Here is a 16,780-nt window from a genome sequence, read left to right as displayed (position 1 = left end):
GCGCTGCCAAAAGTCTGCCTGCCGCTCGCGCAGCGGGCGAAGGCGCATTTCGACAAGGCGAACGAGATCATGGACCGCAACAAGCGCCGCGCCGTGCGTGCGCCGCGGATCATGTCGAGATACTACCACGCGATCCTCGACCTCCTGCTCGAGCGAGGCTTCGCGCCGCCGCGCGCGCCGGTGCGGGTGCCGAAGCTCGCCCGCATCGCCATTCTCCTCCGGCACGCATTTCTCTGATGCAAAAGACCGCTCACATCATCGGCGCTGGAATCTCCGGGCTGTCCGCCGCGGTGCGGCTCGCCAATGCCGGCTTCAAGGTCGCCGTGCACGAGGCGACCCAGCAGGCCGGCGGGCGCTGCCGCTCCTATTTCGACGCCGCGACGAATCTCACCATCGACAACGGCAATCACCTGCTCCTGTCGGGCAACCGCCACGCGCTCGCCTATGCGCGCGCGATCGGCACCGAGGCGGGACTGGTCGGGCCGAAGCGCGCGCAGTTCCCGTTCGTCGACCTCGCGACCGGGCAGCGCTGGCAGATCGATCTCGGCGAGGGCCGGCTGCCGACCTGGGTGCTCGACGAGAGCCGTCGCGTGCCCGACACCGGCCTGATGGACTATCTGTCGCTGATGCCGCTGATCTGGGCCTCGCAGAGCACGCTCGTCGGCAAGGCCATCCCCTGCGACGGCACGCTGTACCAGCGCCTGGTGCAGCCGCTGCTGCTCGCGGCGCTCAACGTCGATCCGCCCGAGGGCTCGGCCGGCCTTGCCGGCGCGATCGTGCGGGAGACACTGCTCGCGGGCGGGCAGGCCTGCCGGCCGCTGATCGCGCGCGATGGCCTGAGCGCCGTGCTGATCGAGCCCGCCGTGAAGTTGCTGCAGGAGCGGGGCCACTCGGTCCGGCTCGGCCATGAGCTGCGCGAATTCGCCACCGCGAACGGCCGGGTCAGCGGCCTGAATTTCGGCGGCGAAGACGTGATCCCGGTCGGGCCCGACGATGCGATCGTGATGGCGGTGCCGCCGCGCTCGGCCGCGACGCTGTTGCCGGGCGTGAAGACGCCGACGAAATTCCGCGCCATCGTGAACGCGCATTTCCGTTTCGAGCCGCCGCCGGGCGCGGCGCCGATCCTGGGCGTGGTCGGAGGTCTCGTCGAATGGCTGTTCGCGTTCCCCAACCGCCTGTCGGTCACCATCAGCAATGGCGACCGGCTGGTCGAGCAGCCGCGCGAGGAACTCGCCCAGTCGATCTGGCGCGACGTCTGCCATGCCGCCGGCATCGCCGGCGAACGGACGCCCGAACTGCCCCCCTGGCAGATCGTGCGCGAGCGCCGCGCCACTTTTGCCGCAACGCCCGAGCAGAATGCCTTGCGCCCGGGGCCGGTCACGGCGCTGAAAAACCTGTTCCTTGCCGGCGACTGGACTGATACGGGATTGCCGGCGACCATCGAAGGATCGGTCCGGTCCGGCGATCGCGCCGCCGATCTGGCCCTCGCCCTGCGGCGCTGAATCAGGGCGGCCATCGTCCGGGCGGGCCGCGCATCATTTTCGAGAACTATCGGAGAGATCGAGCGAGATGCATTCGGTGAACAAGAGCGCGACCAGCCGCGAAGTCTTGGAATCGAGCATTGCGTCGGCAACGCAAGGGTTGCTCGGCTTCCAGCAATCCGACGGTCACTGGGTGTTCGAGCTCGAGGCCGATTCGACGATTCCGGCCGAATACATCCTGCTGCGCCACTATCTCGGCGAACCGGTCGATGCCGTGCTCGAGGCCAAGATCGGCAACTATCTGCGCCGCGTGCAGGGTGCCCATGGCGGCTGGCCGCTGGTGCATGACGGCGAGTTCGACATGAGCGCGAGCGTGAAAGCCTATTTCGCGCTCAAGCTGATCGGCGATTCCGTCGACGCGCCGCACATGGCGCGCGCGCGCGGGGCGATCCATGCGCGCGGTGGCGCGATCAACAGCAACGTCTTCACGCGCTTCACGCTTGCGATGTTCGGCGTGCTGACCTGGCGCGCGGTGCCGGTGCTGCCGATCGAGATCATGCTGCTGCCGTTCTGGTCGCCGTTCCACATCAACAAGATCTCCTACTGGGCGCGTACCACGATGGTGCCGCTGATGGTGATCGCGGCGCTGAAGCCGCGCGCGCGGAATCCGAAGAGCGTCGGCATCGACGAATTGTTCCTGCAGGATCCGCGCTCGATCGGCATGACGGCCAAGGCGCCGCATCAGAGCATGGGCTGGTTCGCGCTGTTCCGCGCGCTCGACGTGGTCCTGCGCGCGGTCGAGCCATATTTCCCAAAACGTCTTCGCCGGCGCGCCATCGACAGCGCGCTCGCCTTCATCGAGGAGCGGCTGAACGGCGAGGACGGCATGGGCGCGATCTATCCGCCGATGGCCAACATCGTCATGATGTACGACGCGCTCGGCAAGGACGAGACCTATCCGCCGCGCGCGATGACGCGCCACGGTATCGACAAGCTGCTCGTGATCGGCGACGCGGAGGCCTATTGCCAGCCCTGCGTGTCGCCGATCTGGGACACGACCCTGACATGCCACGCGCTGCTCGAGGCCGGGGGCGCGGAAGCCGTGCCGGCCGCCAAGCAGGGGCTCGACTGGCTGATCCCGAAGCAGGTCCTGGACGTGAAGGGCGACTGGGCGGTGAAGCGTCCGGAGACGCGCCCGGGCGGCTGGGCCTTCCAGTACAACAATGCGCACTATCCCGATCTCGACGACACCGCCGTGGTGGTGATGTCGATGGACCGCATGCGCCGCGAGCACGCGACGCCGGGCTACGATGCGGCGATCGACCGCGGCCGCGAATGGATCGAGGGCATGCAGAGCGACGACGGCGGCTGGGCCGCCTTCGACGTGAACAACCTCGAATACTACCTGAACAACATCCCGTTCTCCGACCACGGCGCGCTGCTCGATCCGCCGACCGAGGACGTCACCGCGCGCTGCATCTCGATGCTGGCCCAGCTCGGCCAGACCGAGAAGACCAGCAAGGCGGTCGCCGACGGCGTCGCCTATCTCCGCAGGACCCAGCACCCGGAAGGCTCCTGGTATGGCCGCTGGGGCATGAACTTCATCTACGGGACCTGGTCGGTTCTGTGCGCGCTCAACGCGGCCGGGGTCGACCGCGGCGACCCGATGATGCGCAAGGCGGCGGACTGGCTGGTTTCGATCCAGAACGAGGACGGCGGCTGGGGCGAGGACGCCGTCAGCTACCGGCTGGACTACCGGGGATGGGAGGCCGCGCCCTCGACCGCCTCGCAAACGGCATGGGCCTTGCTTGCTCTGATGGCGGCCGGCGAGGTCGATCATCCCGCCGTCGTTCGCGGGGTTGAGTACCTGATTGCAACACAGAGCGAAAAAGGGCTGTGGGACGAGCAGCGCTATACGGCTACGGGCTTCCCCCGCGTGTTTTATCTACGCTATCATGGTTACCCGAAGTTCTTTCCGCTGTGGGCACTGGCGCGGTATCGGAACCTTCGGAACACCAATAGCAGGGTGGTAGGGGTCGGGATGTGACTTTGGGGACGGGGGACGATTTGACCGCGGGTAGCGAAATTGACCTGCGGCCGATACTCATTGTGACCGGCCTGGTCCAGGAGGCCCGCATCGCGGCCGGGCCCGGAATGGCCGTAATCTGCTCGTCCAGCAGTCCAACCCAGTTGCGGGCGCTTCTGACCGTGATGGACCCGGAAACCATCCGCGGCGTGATCTCGTTCGGGGTCGCGGGCGGGCTCGACCCGACGCTCAGGTCCGGCGACGTGGTCGTCGCGACCGAGGTACTGGCAGGCGACGCCCGCTGGGCCGCGGGCCTGGCGCTCGGCGACGACCTGATCGAAAAACTCACCTCCGGGCGCCGCCGCGTCGTGCGCGGCTGCCTCGCGGGCGCCGAGGAAGTGGTCGCCGGCCTGTCCTGCAAGGCCGCGCTGCATTCGGAGACCGGTGCGGCCGCCGTCGACATGGAGAGCCATATTGCGGCCGCCTATGCCGCCGAGGCGGGCCTGCCCTTCGCGGCCCTGCGGGTCATCAGCGATCCCGCGCATCGGGCGTTGCCGGCGCTGGCGCGCGCCGCGATCAAGCCCAACGGCCGGATCGACGTGGCGACGATCCTGCGCGGCGTGGCGCGCAATCCCGCCACGGTGCATGCGCTGGTCTCTACCGGCATCGACTTCAACCGCGCGCTGCGCTCGCTGCGCGGCTGCCGCGACTATCTGCTCGGCAGCGAGGGACTGGTCCTCGAGACGGTCTGAACGACCGGCATGCGCTGGATGCGAAAAGGCCCGACCGTACGGTCGGGCCTTCGTCGGGTGGGGCTCGGTCGCGTGAGCTCGGCGTCCAATCAGGCGGCGGTCGAGGCCTTCTCCAGGGCCTCGTCGCGGCGGATGTCCGACAGCTTCTTCTGCACCTGCTCGGAGAAGATGTACTGCGCCGGGCGCTGCTTGGAGAGATCGATCTCGGGCACCATCGGCCCGGCGGTCTTGATGCCGCGCAGCGCCACCCACAGGGCCCTGAGCGGATGGCTGATCGCGGCCGTCGCCGCCGTCGGCTCGTAGCCGCAATGCGCCATGCAGTTCGCGCACTTCTCGTACTTTCCGGTGCCGTAGGAGTCCCAGTCGGTGGTCTCCATCAGCTCGTTGAACGTCTTGGCGTAACCCTCGCCGAGCAGATAGCAGGGCTTCTGCCAGCCGAAGATGTTGCGTGCGGGCATGCCCCACGGCGTGCACTCGAAGTCCTGGTTGCCGGCGAGGAAGTCCAGGAACAGGGCTGAATGCATGAAATCCCACTTCTTGCCCTTGCCGAGCGCAAAGACGTCGCGGAACAGCTTCTTGGTCTTGGTGCGGTTGAGGAAGTGCTCCTGGTCGGGAGCGCGCTCATAGGCGTAGCCGGGCGACATCGACACGCCGACGCCGAGCTCCTTGCAGAAGTCGAGATACTTGGCGATCTCCTCCGCCGGGTGTCCGTCGAAGATGGTGGCGTTGACGTTGACGGCGAAGCCGCGCGCCTTGGCGGCCTTGATCGCGGAGACCGCGCGGTCGAACACGCCCTGCTGCGACACCGCCTTGTCGTGATGCTCGCGCAGGCCGTCCAGATGCACCGAGAAGAACAGATAGGGCGAGGGCTCGAACAGGTCGAGCTTCTTCTCGAGCAGCAGCGCGTTGGTGCAGAGCGAGACGAACTTCTTGCGCTCGACCAGGCCGCGCACGATCTCGCCGATCTCCTTGTGGATCAGCGGCTCGCCGCCCGGGATCGCCACCATCGGCGCGCCGCATTCCTCGGCCGCGTCCCAGCACTCCTGCGCGCTCATGCGGCGGTTCAGGATGGCGTCGGGATAGTCGATCTTGCCGCAGCCGGCGCAGGCGAGATTGCAGCGAAACAGCGGCTCCAGCATCAGCACGAGCGGATAGCGTTTGCGGCCAAGCAGTTTCTGCTTGAGCAAATAGCCGCCGATACGCATTTCCTTGAAGAAGGGTATAGCCATCACACGTTTCTTTCTGGGCTTGTCAGTCGTCGGGTGGGTCAGCTCGCAGCAAGCTCTGCCGGAAGCCGGAATTCGATGTTTTCCTCGCGGCCCGGCAGCACCGAGACCTTCACCGGTCCGATCCGCCGCAGGGCTTCGATCACGTCGTCGACGAGAACCTCGGGCGCAGAGGCGCCGGCGGTGATGCCGACGGTCCTGGCGTCCTTCAGCCACTCCGGATTGAGCTCGCTGCCGTCGGCGATGAGATAACTCGCGACGCCGGCTTCGGTGCCGATTTCGCGGAGCCGGTTCGAGTTCGAACTGTTGGCGGCGCCAACCACCAGGATCACGTCGACCAGCTTGCTCAAGTCCCTTACCGCAGTTTGCCGGTTCTGTGTCGCATAGCAGATATCCCGGATGTCCGGGCCTTGAATATCCTTAAATCGCGCCTGAAGCGCGGCGATGATGTCCTTGGTGTCGTCGACCGAGAGCGTGGTCTGGGTGATGTAGGCAACCGGCGTCTCTTCCGGCAGCGTCATCGCCTTGACCTCCTCGACGTTCTGCACGAGCAGCACGGGGCCGGGGACCTGGCCCATCGTGCCCTCGACCTCCGGATGGCCGGCGTGGCCGATCAGGATCAGCGCGCGGCCCTTCGACATGTAGCGCTTCCCCTGATTGTGAACCTTGGTGACCAGGGGACAGGTTGCGTTGAGCACGGGAAGTCCGCGCTGGGCCGCCTCCTCCTCGACGCTGCGCGCCACGCCATGGGCGCTGAAAACGGTGACGGCCGCCGGCGGAACTTCGGAGAGATCCTCGACGAAGATCGCACCCTTGTTCTTCAGGCTCTCGACCACGTACTTGTTGTGCACGATCTCGTGGCGCACATAGACTGGCGGGCCATACTTCTCCAGCGCCCGCTCCACGATCTCGATCGCACGCACCACGCCGGCACAAAAGCCGCGCGGCTGCGCTAGAAAAACTTCCATTGGACGCCCATCACGCAAGTTGCACCAATTCCCGTTCAGTTGTCTCCGGCGGCATCCCGGTACTTACCAATGAGTTGCAATATCCGCACCATTGGTTCCGCTCCGGGCGGCACCGGCCATCCGTCCGTTGGGCCCCAAGCGCATGGGGGCACAGGGCCTTGTGTCAAAAAATCGGCTTCTAGGAAAGCCGCAACGCGCCTGAAGTTCCGGACCGTCGTCGATTGACGGTAACATAATACTTCAAACCGAAGAGCGGATCGCTCTCACTCCTTCGTCATTTTACCGGTCCGGAAGGGCGGCTATATCGGCTGTTCGCGCGGTTTTGCCATGTTCTTCCGGCAGTTCATCGAACCGGCACCCCGGTTATAACTACCCGAAACAGCGATAGGTTTCGCCGGGGAACTCCGATAAACAGCCGGGCGTTTCCGGTCAGCTGTTAACGCTAGAAAGAAATGATGTGCTGCAAACTGTAGTCGTTGCGATCGTCAGGGCCTGCACCCGGTTTGCCACCCTCGTTGTCGTCGTCGGGCTCCTGCTTTCGGTCGGGGCGGCCTTCTATGCCGCGCGCCATTTCTCAATCAACACCGACATCAATTCCCTGATCTCCCAGAAGCTCGATTGGCGTCAGCGCGATCAGCAGTTCGACCGCGCGTTCGATCGCGACTCGATGATTCTGGCGGTGGTGGAGGCGGCGACCCCCGAATTGACCAATGCGGCGGCGGCCGCGCTGCTCGACAGGCTGAAGGACGACAAGACGAACTTCCAGTCGATGCAGCGGCTCGGCGGCGGCCAGTTCTTCGAGAAGGAAGGGCTGTTGTTCTTGCCCACCGACGAGGTCGGCAAGATCACCAGCCAGTTCGAGTCCGCGGCACCCCTGATCGAGATCATGGCGGGCGATCCCTCGATCCGCGGCCTGACCGGCGCGCTGGAGACGGGCCTTGCCGGCGTCAAGCGGGGGCAGGTCAAGCTCGACAGCACCGAGCGGCCCTTCAACCTGATCGCGCAGACGGTCGAGACCGTCCTGACCAAGGGCGACGCGACGTTCTCCTGGCGCGAGCTCGTGAGCGACCAGCCGCTGACCGATTCCGATCGGCGGGCCTTCATCGAGTTCAAGCCGGTCCTCGACTACAACGCGCTGGAGCCGGGCAAGACGGGGACCGACGCGATCCGCAAAGCCGCGGCCGAGCTGGATTTCCCGGGCAAGTACCACGCGCGGGTCCGCCTCACCGGTCCGGTGCCGATCGCCAACGAGGAGTACGCCACGGTCCAGGAAGGGGCCGTGGTCAACGGCATCGGCACCGTCGTCGTGGTGCTCGTGATCCTGTGGCTCGCGCTGCATTCGGCCAAGATCATCTTCGCCGTGTTCGTCAACCTGTTCATCGGGCTTGCCATCACCACCGCCGCCGGTCTGATGATGGTGGGCTCGCTCAACCTGTTGTCGGTTGCCTTTGCGGTGCTGTTCGTCGGCCTCGGCGTCGATTTCGGCATCCAGTACAGCGTCCGCTACCGATCGGAGCGGTTCAAGCACGGCGATCTCACGGCCGCGCTGGTGCTCGCCGCAAAGCGATCGGCCGTGCCGCTATCGCTTGCGGCGATGGCGACCGCCGCCGGCTTCCTCTGCTTCATGCCGACCGACTACAAGGGCATTTCCGAGCTCGGCGAGATCGCCGGCGTCGGCATGCTGGTGGCCTTCCTCTCCAGCATCACCGTGCTGCCGGCGCTGCTCAAGCTGCTCAATCCGCCGGGCGAGAGGGAACCGGTCGGCTACGCCTTCCTGGCGCCGCTCGATCGCTTCCTGGAGACGCATCGCGTGGTGATCGTCGGTGGCACGCTGCTGCTCGCCATCGGCGGCCTGCCGCTGCTCTACTTCATGAAGTTCGACTTCAACCCGATGAACCTGCGTAATCCAAAGGCGGAATCGATCGCGACCTTCCTGGATCTGCGCAAGGATCCCAACACCGGTGCCAACGCCATCAACGTGCTGACGCATTCGGAAAGCGATGCCAAGCAGATAGAGGCCAGGCTCGAGAAGCTGCCTGAAGTTCTTCGCGTGATGTCGCTCGACAGCTTCGTGCCGAGCGACCAGGAGCCGAAGCTGAAGCTGCTGGCGCAGGGCGCCAAGGTGCTCAATCCCGTGCTCAATCCGGACCAGATCGATCCGGCGCCGAGCGACCAGGAGAACGTCGAGTCGCTGAAATCGTCGGTGGACGCGCTGCGCAGGACCGCCGGCGAGGACAAGGGACCGGGTGCGGCTGCCTCGCGCCGGCTGGCGGATGCGCTCGAGCGGCTCGCCAACGCCGACGAAGCGACGCGCAACAAGGCGCAGGCGGTGTTCATCACCCCGATGCAGATCGTGTTCGACCAGCTCAGGAACGCGTTGCAGGCCGAGCCGGTCAGCCTGAAGACGCTGCCCGCCGACCTCGTGGCTGGCTGGCGGAGCAAGGACGGGGTGATCCGGGTCGAGGCGCTGCCGCGCGGCGATCCCAACGACAACGACACCTTGCGTAAATTTGCGGCAGCCGTGCTCGCCGCGGAGCCGACCGCGGTCGGCGGCCCGGTCTCGATCCTGAAGTCCGGCGACACCGTCGTCAGGGCGTTCGTCATGGCCGGCATCTACGCGCTGGTCGTCATCGGCCTGTTGCTGTGGATCACCTTGCGCCGCTTCACCGACGTATTGATGACGCTGGTGCCGCTCCTGGTGGCGGGTGCGGTGACGCTCGAAATCTGCGTGTTGATCGGGCTGCCGCTCAACTTCGCCAACATCGTCGCCTTCCCGCTGCTGCTGGGCATCGGCGTCGCCTTCAAGATCTACTACGTCGTGGCCTGGCGCTCGGGACGGACGAACCTGCTGCAGACGAGTCTGACGCGCGCGATCTTCTTCAGTGCACTGACGACGGCCACCGCCTTCGGCAGCCTGTGGCTGTCGAGCCATCCCGGCACGTCGAGCATGGGCAAGCTGCTGGCGCTCTCGCTGGTGACGACGCTGGCCGCGGTGCTACTGTTTCAGCCGGCCCTCATGGGCAAACCCCGCAATCTCAGGGAGTAGGCAGATATCGCCGACGGGGTCGGCGGGAGGCGCGCCCTTCTGCCCCTTGGCGATCGCGCCGGTGGTCTTGGGGGCGCCGGCATGCGCGGTCGTTGCGGCCGTTCCGGTCGTTTTCCCCGCCGTGCCGGTCTTCGGCGCGCTCTTGGCCAAACTGTTGGCGGGACTCGAAGGAATCGGAGGGCCGACCCGGGTCCAGGTCTCGCCGCCGCAGAGGAAGCCCAGCACGCAGCCCTTGATCTCGAGCTGGTCGGTTCCGACAGGGGTAATGGTCGAGCTGTAGAGCTGGCCGTCCTTGGCGTTGTAGACTTGGCCTTCCCACTGATCGACGCCGGCCTTCTTCTTCATGTCGAAGAGAATGACCATGCCCAGCGTCGGCCTGTTCCTTTTTGACACATCCGGATTGTATTCATCGCGGCCGCCGGGCGTCTTTTCCCAGGACACCGCGCCCCACATGCTGCCATAGCATTGCGCGACCCGGATGTTGGCGACGCCGTCGGCCACCCGCCAGTCGCCGGTCGGGTCGGCTGCGAAGGCCGGGTTCAAACAGCTGAAGCCGCTAGCCAGCATGATTCCGGTGTAAAGGGCCAAACGCATGATAGTTCCTCGGCAGTGCAACATGACCGGAAGCTGCTTGCGAACATGGTCCGAAAAAGGGCAAAAGGCCGCAACCAGCGATTTCTGTTGACGAAACAGCCATCAATCGAAGTATGTAGCGGATGCACAATCCAAATCCAGACGTAGCCCAGCTGTTTGCGGACCGCCAGGCGCAGCGCAGCTCGCTGCATACGCGTTACCTGAACGAGCAGTTCGTTCGGGTGCTCAAGACCATCGGTTACGACGTCGGATTCCAGAAGGGGCAGGGGCAGTACCTCTACGACCGCGACGGCGTTCGCTACCTCGACCTGCTCTCCGGCTTCGGCGTGTTCGCGATCGGCCGCAACCATCCGGTGATGCGCGAGGCGCTGAAGAGCGTGCTCGATGCCGACCTTCCCAATCTCGTCCAGTTCGACGTCTCGGTGCTCGCCGGCGTGCTCGCCGAGCGGCTGCTGAAATACGTGCCCTATCTCGACAAGGCGTTCTTCGCCAATTCGGGCGCGGAGACGGTCGAGGCTGCGATCAAGTTCGCGCGCGGCGCGACCGGGCGGCCGGGGATCGTCTATTGCGCCCATGCCTATCACGGCCTGACCTATGGTGCGCTGTCGCTCACCGGCGATTCGAATTTCCGCAGCGGCTTCGAGCCGCTGCTGCCGGGATGCACCTCGATCCCGTTCAACGATCTCGCCGCACTCGAGAAGGCGCTGTCCTCGCGCGAGGTCGCGGGCTTCATCGTCGAGCCGATCCAGGGCAAGGGCGTCAACATGCCCAGCGACGAGTTCCTGCCGGGCGCGGCCGCGCTCTGCAAGAAATACGGCACGCTGTTCATCGCCGACGAGATCCAGACCGGGATGGGGCGCACCGGCCGCTTCCTCGCGGTCGAGCACTGGAACGTCGAGCCCGACATGGTGCTGCTGTCGAAGTCGCTGTCGGGTGGCCACGTGCCGGTCGGCGCGCTTTTGACGCGCAAGAATATCTTCGACAAGATCTTCAACCAGATGGACCGCGCCGTCGTGCATGGCTCGACCTTCTCCAAGAACGACCTGGCGATGGCCGCCGGCATCGCCACGCTGGAGATCATGGAGTCGGAGAAGCTGATCGATGCCGCGGCCAAGCGCGGCGCGGAGCTCCGCCTCGCGCTGACGCGCATGGTGCCCGGCTACGAACTGATGAAGGAGGTCCGCGGCAAGGGCCTGATGATCGGCGTCGAGTTCGGTCCGCCGAAATCGCTGCGGCTGAAGGCGTCCTGGAACGTGCTGGAGACCGCCAACAAGGGCCTGTTCTGCCAGCTCATCACCGTGCCGCTGTTCAAGGACCACAAGATCCTGACGCAGGTCGCCGGCCACGGCAGCCATACCATCAAGCTGCTGCCGCCGCTCACCATCACCGAGGAAGACTGCAGCTGGATCGAGCGTGCCTTCGACGACGTCATCGCCGGCAGCCACAAGGTCCCCGGCGCGATCTGGTCGCTCGGCAAGACGCTGGTGGATAACGCGGTGCGAAGGTCGGCGTAAGCCGGATCAGGCCGCCTTGGGCTTGTTCATGGTCTTGATACGATCGAGCACCTTGCCGAGATCGCGCTTGGCGATCTGGATATCATAGTCGTTCTGTAGATTGAGCCAGAGCTGAGCCGTCGTGCCGAGCGCCTTTGCAAGTCGCAGCGCAGTATCGGCCGTGATGCCGGTCTGCTCGCCGGCAATCCGCTCGATCCGCGTGCGCGGCAAACCGCAGGCTTTCGCCAGAGCGCCAGCCGACATCTCCAGCGGACCCAGGAACTCCTCCCGCAAGACTTCACCAGGGTGCATGGGCGTGAGCTTCTTGGCCATGAGCCTATTCCTCATGGCTCAACATTGCTTCGATCGCCTCGTCGAGATCGTCGAGATTTTCGGTAACCACCGACCACAGGATATCGGGGTCGATCCTGCGATACTCGTGGCGCAGCATGTTGCCGAGGCCATGAATCTTCTTCCAGGGAACTTCGGGCCTGGTCTCCTTTAGATCGGCGGGAATGTGCTTGGCCGCCTCGGCGACGATGAGCAGCGCATGTTCGATCGCGCGTTTCATCGCCCAACTCGTGCTGAATGATTCAGCCGTCGCGTTCGCGGTTAAGCTACGGATACCCGCGATCTCCTCCCTGATATCGATCAGCCTGATCCGAAAGGAACGGGGTGCCATTAAAACACTCGAATAGCCTCACGCTCGATATCTGCGCGCAGAAGCGGGTGCAGTCCCTTGCGCGTCCCATAGTCGAGCTTATTTCCGACGGCCTCTTGGAGGGTTTCGTAGGCATCCATGAAGGGGACGAACCCGAAGGGTCTATCTGCTGCGGGATCGACAAAGACATCGATATCGGAATTCGGGCCGGCCTCGTCGCGGGCGTGCGAGCCGAACAGATATAGCGCTCCGACACCGAACGCGCGCAAGGCGGGCTCGGCCTGTTTCAACCTGGAAAGGACTTCATCGCGGCGCATATCCAAAATATATCGCCTTATCCGACCAATTTCCACCTTTCGGTGGCAGGTCCGACTGTTCTCGTAATGACCGTTGTGTGGTCTTCACCCCTCCGTATTCCCCTTCATCGCCGTCTCGAACTTGTCGACGAACTCGGCGAGCTCATCGGCGCCGAGGTCGCTCACGGCCCAGAAGTTCAGGCCGCGGTTGCCCCAGCGGCGGCAGTTGAAGCCCTGCATGGTCTGGGTGGTCGGCGCCCGATGCTCGGCGCTGGTGGTCTGCGCCACGAACAGGTTGATGACGTGCTGGCGCCGCCGATAGACCACCGCGCCGATCGCGCGCGCGTCGATGTAGTCGAGCCGGCCGCCGACCAAGGTAAAGCCCTGCGCGGTGAGGTCGATCACGGGCGGGGCGACGTCGAGCTTGCCGTTGAACCACGGCTTGACCGTGTGCTGGTCGGTGGAGAGCACGTCGGTGAGGTGGCCGGCCTGCAGCGAGCGGAGATGCGCGGAGACGACCTCCGACAGGATGCGCTGCTGGTCGTCCTGGCGCAGCACGATGGCGACGAGACCGGTGGCCGCCAGCGCGGAGACCGCCGAGCCCATCGCAAAGCCGCGCAGCACAGCGCGGCGGCTGGGTTGTTTGCTCTGCGGCAGCGACGCCTCGATGCGCATGCGCAAGCCGGCCGGTGCGGTGTAGCGGAGACTGGTGCCGGCGAGCACGCGCTTCATCTCGCGTTGGGCGGCAAGTTCGGCGGCGCAGGCGGCGCAGGTCGCGACATGCGCCTCGACCTCGCGCGCATGGCCGGCATCGAGCTCGCCGTCGATCAATGCGTGAAGCAGCAGCCTTGCCTCGTCGCAGGTCATCTCGGTTGCTCCTCTTCCGCCGTCCAGGCCGCGCGCAGCATGGCGCGCGCCCGCGCGAGGCGGGACATCACGGTGCCGAGCGGTGCGCCGACGGCGTCCGCGATGTCGCGATAGGACAGATTGTTGATCTCCCGCAGCACGAAGGCTTCGCGAAACGGCTCGGCCAACGCCTCGATGAGCTTGCGGATCGCGGTCGCGTCGCGGCCGCGCAGCACTTCGGCTTCGGGACTTGCTTCGCCCTCGCGCCACAGCGGCACCTGCTCGGCGGCCTCCGGCGTGTCCTCGATCGCGACCGGCCTGGTCGCGCGCCGCGCATATTCGGCGTTGCAGACGTTGCGCAGGATCGCGAACAGCCACGGCTTGATGTCCGGCCCGCGAAAGCCGTCGAAATGCCTGAAGGCGCGCAGATAGCATTCCTGCACCGCGTCCTCGGCGTCCTCGGCATCGCGGAGCAGATAGCGCGCCAGCGTATAGACGTCGTCGAGGAGCGGCAGCGCCGCCTCGCGGAAGCGCCGCGACCTGTCCGGATCGTCGCTCGCTGGTGGCATCGCCGCCCGCCTTGCCTTGCCGTCTGCGCGCGTCGGAGACGCGCTTGCCCGGCCGGCCTGAAGCCACCGGCCGGGCAGGGTGGTGATGCCTTGGTTCGCGCCGCTACTCAACCCTGATGATCCCCGTCATGTGCGGATGCAGCGAACAAAAATACTTGTAGTCGCCGGCCGCCGTGAACGTGAAGGAGAACTTGTCGTCGGTGTCGAGCGTCTTGGAGCGGAATTTGCCGGCCGACACCACGGTGTGGGGGATGTCGTCCCGGTTGGTCCAGGTGACGGTGGTGCCGACCTTCACCGCGAGCTCGGCAGGCTGGAACACGAAATTGTCGATGTGCACCTCCATGTCGTCGGCACGGGCGAATCTCGCGGGCAGCGCGGCCGCGGCGAGCGCCAGGGCCGAGGCGAGACCGAAGTCGCGGCGGTTGAGTGTCTTCATGTCCTGCGTCCCGTTCAGCCCTGCAGCGGCGTGTCGATGATGGCGAGCCGCTGCTCGCCCTGCCTGAAATTGATGCTGGCGATGCCGAGCAGCGAGCGGAGTTTTGCGTCCTCGACCTTCATCGGGCCGGGCGAGGGGGCGGTGCCCGGCGCCGGCTGCGGGAAGGCCGTGGAGCGCGCGGTGTGGAAGGTGACGTTGCCCTCGACCTTCTGCATCACCTGGTGGATGTGGCCGTTCAGCACGGTGACCGAGCCGAAACCCTTGACGTAGTCGAGTGCGCGGGCGCCGTCCTCGGTGCCCCAGCCCCATTGCGGATAGACGGTCCACAGCGGGATGTGGGCGAACAGTACGATCGGGGTCGATTTCGACTTGCCCTTCAGGTCGTCTTCGAGCCATTCGAGCTGTTCGGCGCCGAGATTGCCGAGCCCGCCGGCCTTGAGATCGACGACGTTGACGAGCCCAACGAAGTGCACGCCGCCGGCGTCGAACGAGTACCAGCCATGGCCCTTGGTGCCGCGGCCGTAGCGCTCGCGATAGAGCTTGACCTCCTCGTCGATGAAATCGTGCTCGCCCGGCACGTAGTGCACGTCGAGCTTGGTCTGCGAGATGATGCGCTCGGCGTCGTCGAATTCGGCGGCCTTCGACAGATGGGTGATGTCGCCGGTGTGGATCATGAAGGATGGTTTGGCGGGCATCGCGTTGATCTTGGCGACCGCCTCCTCCAGCGTGCCGAGCGCGTTGGGGTTGGCCGCCTTGTCGAAGCCGACATGGCTGTCGCTGATCTGCAGAAAGGTCATGCCGGGCGCTTCGGCGGCGGCGACGGTATCGACGATGCCGAGCGAACGCGGCACGCCGCCGGTGATGGTCCACAGCACTCCGGTGCCGGCCCAGGTCATGCACTCCAGCACCTTGCGGCGATTGACGCCGCCGCCGCCCTGGTCATGATCGAACGCGCTCATCCCATTTCTCCTTCTGCCCGGGATTGGGCTTCGGAGACCTGATCGGGCGGCGGAGCGGTTTATTCCCGCGACCGGGGTCGGCCCCGGCCGATGCGATGACGATATCGTGAACGCCGTCGTGGACGCCGGCTCGCCTGCGCGGCCGCCGCCGTCAATTGATCGGCGCGTTCGGGGTCTGCGCCGCGGTCGCGGTGGGGCGCCGGGTGAGCGCGCGCCTATCCTTCACATAGGCAATCGGGACGCCGAACCGTTCGACGGTGGCGACGATCTCGCCGTCGAGGTCCTGGTCGCAGTTCATGTGGGTCGGCGCGATGAAGAACTCGGACTGCTTCCAGTCCGGCTTGAAGTCCCAGCGCAACTGCGGCAGCGTGACCGTGCGCTCGAACGACAGGCGCTCGCCGCACACGGCGACCGAATACACCTGCCCGGGCTCGAATCCGGTCTGCCGCGCCGTATTCCTGGCGTAGCTCTCCAGCCGCCGGATCGCCTCCGGCATGCTGCTGAACCAGTAGTCGAGGTCGTAGCGGCGGAAGGCGCCCGGCAGGCCTCCGACCAGCTGGTTGTAGTAGAGGTTCTCGTAGGGGTGCAGGCGATACAGCACGCTCGCGTCCCACATCAGGCAGGCGCTGATCGCGGCGGCCACGCACGAGCCCGCGATGCGCCGACGCAGTTCGACCGCCGCCAGCAGCCTGTCGAGCCCGATGCCGGCCAGGACCGCGAGCGGCGGCAGGACGAACAGAAAATGGCGCATGCCGGTGAAAGCAGGCCCGTGGAAGACGACTTCGCAGGCGAGCGGGAAGATCACCGAGAGCGACAGCAGCGCGACGTCCTTCCGCAGTTGGGACACCTTGCCGCGCAGCCGCAGGAGCGCGGCCGCGACCGCCATCGCCGCTCCGGCCAGCATCACGAGCGGCACCCTGATCAGGATATAGACGGGAACGAAGACGCGCGGCACGTCGCTCATCTCATAGATGCGGCCGGCAAAATAGGTGCGGATCGGATAGTGATAGTCCGAAAAGGCGATCAGGCCGCGGATCGGATTCATCGGCGACAGCGCCGACCACGGCCATGTCGCGATCATGACGAGATAGGCGAGCGCCAGCGCCGGCAGCAGGCGTAACCCGGCCGCGAGCGCTGCGCGCCGCCGCTGAGCCGGGCCTTCGGACCATGGCAGGCACAGGATGATCGCAAAGCCGATATAGATGACGATCAGCAATCCCAGGATCCGCAGGCCGAGGGCAGCTCCGGTGAAGAGGCCCAGGGTCAGAACGTCCACCCACGAAGGAGACGACATCCGCCGGGTGATGCGGATCAACGCCAGCATTGCGCCCATCATGGCGGCGGCGAACGGGATGTCCTTGGTGTGGTTGAACATGGCGCCCGACCACGGACCGCACAGCGTCAGGCTCAAGGCGGCTAGCAGGCCC

General features: G+C 65.8%; 17 protein-coding genes. 6 read left to right on the top strand and 11 right to left on the bottom strand.

All coding sequences use genetic code 11. The features are described 5' to 3' along the window. The 4 genes from KGM94_RS14655 to KGM94_RS14640 all read left to right on the top strand — a co-directional run. A partial coding sequence (locus KGM94_RS14655) for a squalene/phytoene synthase family protein (protein WP_300260155.1) occupies positions 1-237 on the top strand: 237 nt, incomplete at its 5' end. Then, positions 237-1,502 (top strand): hydroxysqualene dehydroxylase HpnE, encoded by a 1,266-nt coding sequence (gene hpnE, locus KGM94_RS14650; protein ID WP_300260151.1) that lies wholly within the window; start codon positions 237-239, stop codon positions 1,500-1,502. The genes KGM94_RS14655 and hpnE, both read left to right, overlap by 1 nt. Before the next feature lie 67 nt (positions 1,503-1,569). Beyond that, positions 1,570-3,528 (top strand): squalene--hopene cyclase, encoded by a 1,959-nt coding sequence (gene shc, locus KGM94_RS14645; RefSeq protein ID WP_300260147.1) that lies wholly within the window; start codon positions 1,570-1,572, stop codon positions 3,526-3,528. Beyond that, positions 3,525-4,259 (top strand): phosphorylase, encoded by a 735-nt coding sequence (locus KGM94_RS14640; RefSeq protein ID WP_300260144.1) that lies wholly within the window; start codon positions 3,525-3,527, stop codon positions 4,257-4,259. The genes shc and KGM94_RS14640 overlap by 4 nt, the downstream gene beginning before the upstream one ends. Positions 4,260-4,348: 89 nt before the next feature. Here the strand turns inward: KGM94_RS14640 and hpnH are convergent, their stop codons facing one another. Continuing rightward, positions 4,349-5,488, bottom strand: coding sequence for an adenosyl-hopene transferase HpnH (gene hpnH / locus KGM94_RS14635; protein WP_300260141.1), 1,140 nt, complete (start codon positions 5,486-5,488; stop codon positions 4,349-4,351). A gap of 38 nt (positions 5,489-5,526) precedes the next feature. Continuing rightward, the gene (gene ispH, locus KGM94_RS14630; protein WP_300260137.1) at positions 5,527-6,453 is read right to left on the bottom strand and encodes a 4-hydroxy-3-methylbut-2-enyl diphosphate reductase; all 927 of its coding nucleotides are present in this window, start codon (positions 6,451-6,453) and stop codon (positions 5,527-5,529) included. 457 nt (positions 6,454-6,910) lie between these two features. Between ispH and KGM94_RS14625 the strand changes: the two genes are divergently transcribed. Beyond that, positions 6,911-9,499: an MMPL family transporter gene (locus KGM94_RS14625; RefSeq protein WP_300260133.1), complete on the top strand. Its 2,589-nt coding sequence runs from the start codon at positions 6,911-6,913 to the stop codon at positions 9,497-9,499. Here KGM94_RS14625 and KGM94_RS14620 read toward each other — a convergent pair. Further along, complete coding sequence (locus tag KGM94_RS14620) at positions 9,449-10,093, bottom strand: DUF2147 domain-containing protein (RefSeq protein WP_300260128.1); 645 nt, start codon at positions 10,091-10,093, stop codon at positions 9,449-9,451. The genes KGM94_RS14625 and KGM94_RS14620 overlap by 51 nt on opposite strands. A 122-nt stretch (positions 10,094-10,215) precedes the next feature. On the opposite strand from KGM94_RS14620, the gene hpnO reads away from it, so the two are divergent. Then, positions 10,216-11,607 (top strand): aminobacteriohopanetriol synthase HpnO, encoded by a 1,392-nt coding sequence (gene hpnO, locus KGM94_RS14615; protein WP_300260124.1) that lies wholly within the window; start codon positions 10,216-10,218, stop codon positions 11,605-11,607. Positions 11,608-11,613: 6 nt separating this feature from the next. Here the strand turns inward: hpnO and KGM94_RS14610 are convergent, their stop codons facing one another. From KGM94_RS14610 to KGM94_RS14575, 8 genes are all read right to left on the bottom strand, one after another. After that, positions 11,614-11,919: a HigA family addiction module antitoxin gene (locus KGM94_RS14610; protein ID WP_300260121.1), complete on the bottom strand. Its 306-nt coding sequence runs from the start codon at positions 11,917-11,919 to the stop codon at positions 11,614-11,616. Positions 11,920-11,923: 4 nt separating this feature from the next. Beyond that, a complete protein-coding gene (locus KGM94_RS14605) occupies positions 11,924-12,268 on the bottom strand; it encodes a HepT-like ribonuclease domain-containing protein (protein WP_300260116.1) in 345 nt (114 codons plus the stop codon). Next, positions 12,268-12,564, bottom strand: coding sequence for a nucleotidyltransferase domain-containing protein (locus tag KGM94_RS14600; RefSeq protein WP_300260158.1), 297 nt, complete (start codon positions 12,562-12,564; stop codon positions 12,268-12,270). The genes KGM94_RS14605 and KGM94_RS14600 overlap by 1 nt, the downstream gene beginning before the upstream one ends. An 84-nt stretch (positions 12,565-12,648) precedes the next feature. Continuing rightward, positions 12,649-13,410: a zf-HC2 domain-containing protein gene (locus KGM94_RS14595; RefSeq protein ID WP_300260110.1), complete on the bottom strand. Its 762-nt coding sequence runs from the start codon at positions 13,408-13,410 to the stop codon at positions 12,649-12,651. Next, a complete protein-coding gene (locus KGM94_RS14590) occupies positions 13,407-13,958 on the bottom strand; it encodes a sigma-70 family RNA polymerase sigma factor (protein ID WP_300260106.1) in 552 nt (183 codons plus the stop codon). The genes KGM94_RS14595 and KGM94_RS14590 overlap by 4 nt, the downstream gene beginning before the upstream one ends. Before the next feature lie 103 nt (positions 13,959-14,061). Further along, positions 14,062-14,394, bottom strand: a complete 333-nt coding sequence (locus tag KGM94_RS14585; RefSeq protein ID WP_300260103.1) for a cupredoxin family copper-binding protein — start codon at positions 14,392-14,394, stop codon at positions 14,062-14,064. A 14-nt stretch (positions 14,395-14,408) separates the two neighbouring features. Beyond that, positions 14,409-15,353 carry a metallophosphoesterase gene (locus KGM94_RS14580; RefSeq protein WP_300260100.1) on the bottom strand — a complete coding sequence of 315 codons (945 nt, stop codon included), beginning with the start codon at positions 15,351-15,353 and terminating at the stop codon, positions 14,409-14,411. Between the two features lie 151 nt (positions 15,354-15,504). After that, positions 15,505-16,780, bottom strand: a 1,276-nt coding sequence (locus KGM94_RS14575) for a hypothetical protein (RefSeq protein WP_300260095.1), incomplete at its 5' end; no start/stop codon positions are given.

The sequence above is a fragment of the Bradyrhizobium sp. genome (assembly GCF_028868675.1).
GTDB lineage: Bacteria > Pseudomonadota > Alphaproteobacteria > Rhizobiales > Xanthobacteraceae > Bradyrhizobium.
Note: the sequence above shows the minus strand (reverse complement) of the source record. Positions and strands in the feature narration are given on the sequence as shown.